Here is a 6304-nt window from a genome sequence, read left to right as displayed (position 1 = left end):
AGGCTTAACATTCCGAATGCCAAGGCGATCGCGCTGAGCGCCATCAGCGTTGGTACGAACCAGTAGCTGGAGTGGAGCGAGTCCCAAAGTTTGCCCAGCTTGATGTTTTTCATCAGTTATTTTTCATTAATTATCGTCGGCAGTGTGAGGGCGATCGGGGTTCTCGTCTCTATGGCTGCCATTTCCATCTCTTTGGGCACGCATTTCTGCTAGCTTCCGGAGGGAACCGCCGATACTGCGGGGTTTTGGCACTTCTTGTTTCCCAGCGGGCCATCCTTCACGCTGACGAGCGCGATCTCCATCTGTCTCTTCGGTTTGGTCGTGGAACAGGATTTGCTGAGTCGGGAAGGGCATATCAATGCCGTTAGCCGTGAGCTTATTTTTAATCGCAGCGAGAACTTGATCCTGCTTATCGAGAATATCTGCACGTCGCGGCGGCTGTACCCACCAACGGGCGCGGATATTCACGGTACTGTCAGCTAGATCCACTACAAGGGCGTCGGGAGCTGGATCTTCCAAAACACCATCGACGCTAGCGATCGCTTCTAGAATCAGTTGTTTCGCCTGGTCAATGTCGTCGCCGTAACCAATACCCACGTCGTACTGAAGGCGGCGATTCTCGAAGGCAGTGTTCACAGTCACCGAATTTGTGAATAGCTCAGAATTCGGAATCACGATGCGACGACCATCATAGGTTCTAATGGTCGTGGCTCGCGTCTGGATGTTTTCAACCGTTCCCTCGAAGTCTTTAAATACGATTTGGTCATCGATCTGGAACGGCTCGGTCAACAGAATTAAAATACCAGCCAGAAAATTCTGGAGAATATCGCGGAAGGCGAAACCAATTGCGACCCCACTGATACCCAGCAGTTGCACCAAATCTCCTGCCTTGAATGTCGGGATGACGATGGATAATGATACAAATAAACCAACTAAAATAACAATTCCCTGCGACAAACGGCCTAGCACTAGTCCCAGATTCCGAGCCTGCCGATGCCTTCTTGTAAGCCTTCTAACTGTTGCCTTAATCGCTCTTGCTGCGAAAAAAAATAGCGCAAAGACGATTAGTGCTAACACAATATTAGGCAGCATGACAATCAGGCCATCGATCATTGCCTGAATTTTCCCCCATGCTGTTGATACCGATGTTTGAAAATTCATTCCTGTTTTCCGCTTACAAAATGTTGTTGATTTTAATTAAAAATTCATAATTCTGACTCTATCTATGGTCAGTATCTAGATAACACAGCTTCTATTATAAAAATAAATATATTCATAATTTATTTCTAAGGTTATAGCAATTCTCTATTGGATGTAGTACGGTTTAACCTCACCCCTGCCGCACCCCGTTCACAGGGAGGGGTTCAATATTCCTCAATATTCCCCCCTCTCCGTGAACGGAGAGGGGCTGGGGGTGAGGTTCCGAGTCTATACTGCACTCAAGTGAGAACTGCTATAGTTGATTTAGCGCTAAACCATGAATAATGATTTAACTTTTGAATAATTATCTAAATAGAGACAGATAAACTATAAAAAATTCATTTATATCTAGGAAAATATCGATAAAATACTGTTAACAAGTTCCTATAGTGCTAGATTGTAGCGCGATCGCACAAAGGAAGCCAATAAACATCTAATAGCCGCCCCCGCCAACACCCCCGTGAGTTATCGGGCATCTGCGACCGGCACCTGCCAAATTTTGATAGTACTGTCACCACTGCCAGTAGCAATCGTCTGCCCATCCGGGCTAATCACAATACATTTAACCCAGCTAGAATGCCCGGTAAGCGTGCGAATTTCTTCACCCGTTGAAAGATTCCAAATTTTAATTGTTTTGTCCGCACTGCCACTGACTAAAGTTTGTCCATCTGAGCTAATCGCAACCGAATTCACATAGTTAGAATGCCGGGTGAGGGTGTGAATTTGTTTCCCAGTGTTTAAATCCCAAATTTTAATCGTTTTGTCAGCACTAGCACTGGCTAAAATCTGCCCATCCGGGCTAATCGCAACGGAATTAACAGGTTGAGAATGACCCTGAAGTGTGCGGATTGCTTTGCCAGTAGAAATATCCCAGATTTTAATTGTTTTATCGGCACTAGCACTGGCTAAAGTCTCCCCATCTGGGCTAATTGCAACGGAATTAACAGGTTGGGAATGACCCTGAAGCGTGCGGATTGCTTTACCCGTAGAAATATCCCAGATTTTAATTGTTTTATCGGCGCTGCCACTGGCTAGAGTCTGCCAATCAAAGCTAATCGCAACAGAATTAATAGGGTTAGAATGTCCCTTTAATCTACGGATTTCTTGACCAGTAGAAATATTCAAAATTTTGATTGTTTTATCGGCGCTGCCACTTATTAATGTATTTCCATCTGGGCTAATCACTAGAGAATTCACGTAGCTGTCATGCCCTTTTATGACGCGAATTTCTTTGGATGTAGACTTGTTCCAAATTCTAATTTTTTTATCGGCACTGCTACTAGCTAAAATTTGCCCGTCTGGGCTAATCGCCAGAGAATTTACCTGACTTTCATGTCCATGAAGCGTTTTAACTCCCGAAAGATTTTCATAAGCGATAACTTTGGGTGCGTCTTGGTAAGAGAGTTGCCAAATTCCATATCCTCCTAATCCGACCAAGCAAGCAACGGCTCCCCCCACCAACCATTTATTTTTATTTTTCTTACTAACAATGATCGTTGGGGCTAATGAAGGCTTCCAAGGTGGAAGTATCCCAACAATTGCCCCGATACCAATCAGACTAAAATTAGGAGAAGGTTTATGTCTAGATAAAGACTGTGAAATTTTAGCGAGTTCATCTAAAATTTCTTGAGTATTTTTGTGCCGCGCTCCTGCGGTAGGAGCCATCAGTTTATCAATAAAATCTGCCAGTAAGGGTGAAATACCCGGTGCATGATTGCGCCAATTAAATTTATCCGTTAAAGGTTCATAAATTGCGCGATCTGTTGCTAGTTTGCCAGTCAGCAGATAAACAAAAGTTCTGCCCAAGGCATAGAAATCTGACTGGGGTACAGCATGACCTTTTTCTTGCTCTGGAGGTGTATAGCCAGCAGAACTAATCCTCGTGACACTGCCTGCGCCGCCGACTTCCGCAAGGTAAGTATAGGTCATCTCTCTGGCGGTGCCAAAGTCAATTAATACCAGATGCCCTGTAGAGCGCATCATGATATTTGCGGGTTTAATATCACGATGGAAATAGTTTTTTTGGTGGACAAGATGTAAAATCTCAGCGAGCTGTTTTAACCAGTCAAGAGCTAGCCGCTGATCGAGAGGGCGATCGCCCTGTTGTTGCATCCACTCTTTTAAGTTGGGACCATCAATTTTCTCCATGATGATGCCATACACTGGCTCTCGGCTGTTTCTGGGATAAAACTGAAAGTATCCATCAAGCTCAACTTTGGGGATGCCGGGATGATTCAGCTGGCTTAATACAATGGCTTCTTGCTGAAATAGCTCGACGACTCTGGCATTCGTGTTGTGATCTTTTTTGAGGATCTTCAGGATTTTGGGGGTTGCGCCCTCGTAGGCTTCATAAATATTGCCGAAGCCGCTGTTGTCACTCAGTAGGCGCATGACCTGATAGCGCCCTTGTACCAGCAACTCTGAGCCACAATTGCGGCAAATACGGTTGTTGGCGTTGGCTGGATCGTTAGGTTTGGGGCAGCAGGGATTGATGCAGTAGCTCATAGATAGCTACAGAATTGTCATATCCCTAATATATGTTGAGAATTTTCAATCATCCACCCATTGCTGGAGGATGCAAGCCCAATAGTTGTTATCTATTAAGGCTTTTAGCTGACGACAAAAAAAAGAGGGACTGGTTTTTCTATCCTAAAGATTTAGTTTGAATTTATAGCATTTTCCGTTTGATATGCACCTCTTTGAAAAAATATCCTTGGCGAAGAGAACTTAAGAGGGATGCAAAGGAAGTCGGCTCTTGTCGCTCTCAAGGTATTTAAAAGCCTCAAAATATCATATTGAATGTCAAAGAGGAGTAATTAGTGCAATCCTAGTTCATGAATGAATAAGGATTGCTATCAACTAAACAAACTCGTTGATGCATAGCGGCTGAAATTACGTCTCGTTTAAGTTTACCTGGAACGAGGGAAGCGATCGCAAGCAAGACGCTGTAATGACTAGAGAAGAAAGTCAAGCTGACATTTTAAAAAATATTTCATTGAGGCTTAACCCTACTCTATTACCCAGGCAACTTAAAGGGAATTGAAGCGATTGAAAAAGTATTGCCAGGTGTCCCTCAAGTGGCACTTTTTTATCGGGATATCTGCCCTAGATTCAGAGTGCCGTTGCAAAAGGCAACTAACGCGCTCAATTGGCGTTAGATGTCTATATCCATTCGCTTCTCAGGCACATTGGGGCGATGCTGACCTCACTCGGCAGTTTTGGGTTTAAAACTCGACTCGAAAAAAATGAGCGATCGCCGATAGATGAAGACATTGCTAGCGACGAGTCAGCCGTGCGCGTCTTAATTGTGCAGGCGCAAGAAGATTGGGCGATCGCTTACTACAAGTGCGGGCTAGAACCTGTCAAAAACAACCCTTGAAATACGCCAGTAGAGAAATTCAACAACTAAGTCAGGCAATTTAAATTGATAAAAATAACTTATCTCTACCTGTAAGAGCAGTAACGCCGCCTATTCCCATTAAAATCAAAGCAACTATAGCGTTCAATTGCCTGGAAGATACAAAGCCTCTGGGTTAAGCGTGGCATTGAGCGAATTGGGATTATCGCCGCACAACACCGTAGGCGTTAGCGATGCCGAAAACGATAGCGCCTTGCTGAACCTGTGTGAGTGTAGCGTCGCCGTCGTCAACGCCCTGCCCATGCTCAAAGAGATTGCCGATTTTGTCACGAAGGGCGATCGCGGTGCTGGGGTAATTGAATTGATTGACCATCTGGTGGCTTCGGATTTATCCGCACTTCAACCCTAGCGGCAATGACACAACATCCTGCTAGATAGCTCAGAAGCGGTCAACGTTTGTCTACCTGTCGTAGTCGATGGAGTCATTCCGCCTACCTTCTAGCTGCGGGGGCAGAAACTCAGAACGCCGTCTGTGAGATAAGGTTGGCGGAGGGGGCTGGATGGGGTGAATCACTTGTACTGTCCGGGGAGGACGCTGCTGTTGCGACAGCAAAGCAAAGGCTGCTGCCAGCACAACCCCACTAATGACAGTGAGAACCATGCCTCCTACTGCCCAGAGGATGCCTGTCAGCATGGGATTTAAGGGCTGTTGCTCTTGAACAGGAGGCAAGGCTTGGGTTGGGTTGACCGGCGGAGGATAGACATTTGCTTTTGCCTGCGTAGTCAGAGCCTCAATCACCATTTGCTGATTCCGCAGCTGGGCTTTCACCTGCTCGGTTTCACTTTGTTGCTGTTCCAGCCGATCTTTTAGCCTTTGAGTTTCGCTCTGCTGCTGTAAGCAATAGGGAGTCGTATCCGGCGAGACACCAGCCGCAGTCGGAGGCGGAGGCGGCAGCTGCTGCATCGTGCCGTAGGGCTGTCCTGGCTGCGGTGGCGAGGGCAGGTAAGTTGGCAGGTTGGCTTGACTGGGATTCCCGCCAGTTCTAAGCAAGACGAAAGCTGCAATTCCGGCGAAGGCAGCCCCGGCCAGAAATGCTGTACTCTTTTCACTCATCGCTCTTGCTTTTCAACGGTAACTGAACCACAAATAGTCGCAACTGATGCACTCCGAGAATCATAACTTAACACCCTACTCAAATCGGGTTAACTTAGCAACTAAATTAGCAACTGAAGTAGATGGGATAGGGAGGCGTTTGTTACGACCTCGTATATGCTCTTACATTCAAAACCACATCATGTCAGTTGTCCAGCTAAAAAAAAATTGTAGAGATTTAAGAAGCGACGAATTGACATCCGTACTTGATAGCGGTTCTCACTCTGGCGTGCAATACACTTGGAACTTCGCCCTCAACCCCTCGCTATTCACCCAGCGGGGATATTGAACCCCTTTCTGCGGACGGGATATTAATCCGTATTGCATCCAAACCAAAATCGCTAGATTTGCCACACCGCAGGGATGGGATGCCTTCGTGTTTCTCTTGGGGTTGGGAAAGGCGTCGGGGAAAGTTAACTATAAGCAAAATTAATCGGTAGCTCTATGATAAAGCCGGTTTGACCCGATCCACTCTCAACCCAGATTTCGCCTCCTAAATGCTCTGTCAGTTTCTTCACCAGTGCCAGTCCCAAGCCAGTTCCGCCTTGCTTCCAGGGATCGGCATTGGGAACTCGGTAAAATTTATCAAAAAT

Annotated in this window: 6 protein-coding genes; 2 read left to right on the top strand and 4 right to left on the bottom strand. The window is 46.0% G+C overall.

What is annotated here, in order from left to right:
* Nucleotides 1-126: 126 nt before the first annotated feature.
* Entirely contained in the window at nucleotides 127-1161 is a 1035-nt protein-coding gene (locus H6F50_RS09260; RefSeq protein WP_190428469.1) for a mechanosensitive ion channel family protein, read from the bottom strand.
* Nucleotides 1162-1665: 504 nt separating this feature from the next.
* Nucleotides 1666-3705: a serine/threonine-protein kinase gene (locus tag H6F50_RS09255; protein WP_190428468.1), complete on the bottom strand. Its 2040-nt coding sequence runs from the start codon at nucleotides 3703-3705 to the stop codon at nucleotides 1666-1668.
* A 691-nt stretch (nucleotides 3706-4396) separates the two neighbouring features.
* On the opposite strand from H6F50_RS09255, the gene H6F50_RS09250 reads away from it, so the two are divergent.
* The gene (locus H6F50_RS09250) at nucleotides 4397-4579 is read left to right on the top strand and encodes a hypothetical protein (RefSeq protein ID WP_190428467.1); all 183 of its coding nucleotides are present in this window, start codon (nucleotides 4397-4399) and stop codon (nucleotides 4577-4579) included.
* A gap of 127 nt (nucleotides 4580-4706) precedes the next feature.
* Nucleotides 4707-4967 carry an HAD hydrolase family protein gene (locus H6F50_RS09245; RefSeq protein WP_190428466.1) on the top strand — a complete coding sequence of 87 codons (261 nt, stop codon included), beginning with the start codon at nucleotides 4707-4709 and terminating at the stop codon, nucleotides 4965-4967.
* Nucleotides 4968-5018: 51 nt separating this feature from the next.
* Here H6F50_RS09245 and H6F50_RS09240 read toward each other — a convergent pair whose 3' ends face one another.
* Nucleotides 5019-5672 carry a heterocyst differentiation related protein gene (locus H6F50_RS09240; RefSeq protein ID WP_190412034.1) on the bottom strand — a complete coding sequence of 218 codons (654 nt, stop codon included), beginning with the start codon at nucleotides 5670-5672 and terminating at the stop codon, nucleotides 5019-5021.
* 452 nt (nucleotides 5673-6124) lie between these two features.
* A partial coding sequence (locus H6F50_RS09235) for an ATP-binding protein (RefSeq protein WP_242028957.1) occupies nucleotides 6125-6304 on the bottom strand: 180 nt, incomplete at its 5' end.

The sequence above is a fragment of the Coleofasciculus sp. FACHB-712 genome, from assembly GCF_014695635.1.
Lineage (GTDB): Bacteria > Cyanobacteriota > Cyanobacteriia > Cyanobacteriales > FACHB-T130 > FACHB-T130.
This window is presented reverse-complemented; position numbering and strand designations above follow the sequence as displayed.

Excerpts from the sequence above, each read along its gene's own strand:
- H6F50_RS09260 (WP_190428469.1), bottom strand. The coding sequence starts at position 1,161 with ATGAATTTTCAAACATCGGTATCAACAGCATGGGGGAAAATTCAGGCA.
- H6F50_RS09255 (WP_190428468.1), bottom strand. The coding sequence starts at position 3,705 with ATGAGCTACTGCATCAATCCCTGCTGCCCCAAACCTAACGATCCAGCC.
- H6F50_RS09250 (WP_190428467.1), top strand. The coding sequence starts at position 4,397 with ATGCTGACCTCACTCGGCAGTTTTGGGTTTAAAACTCGACTCGAAAAA.
- H6F50_RS09240 (WP_190412034.1), bottom strand. The coding sequence starts at position 5,672 with ATGAGTGAAAAGAGTACAGCATTTCTGGCCGGGGCTGCCTTCGCCGGA.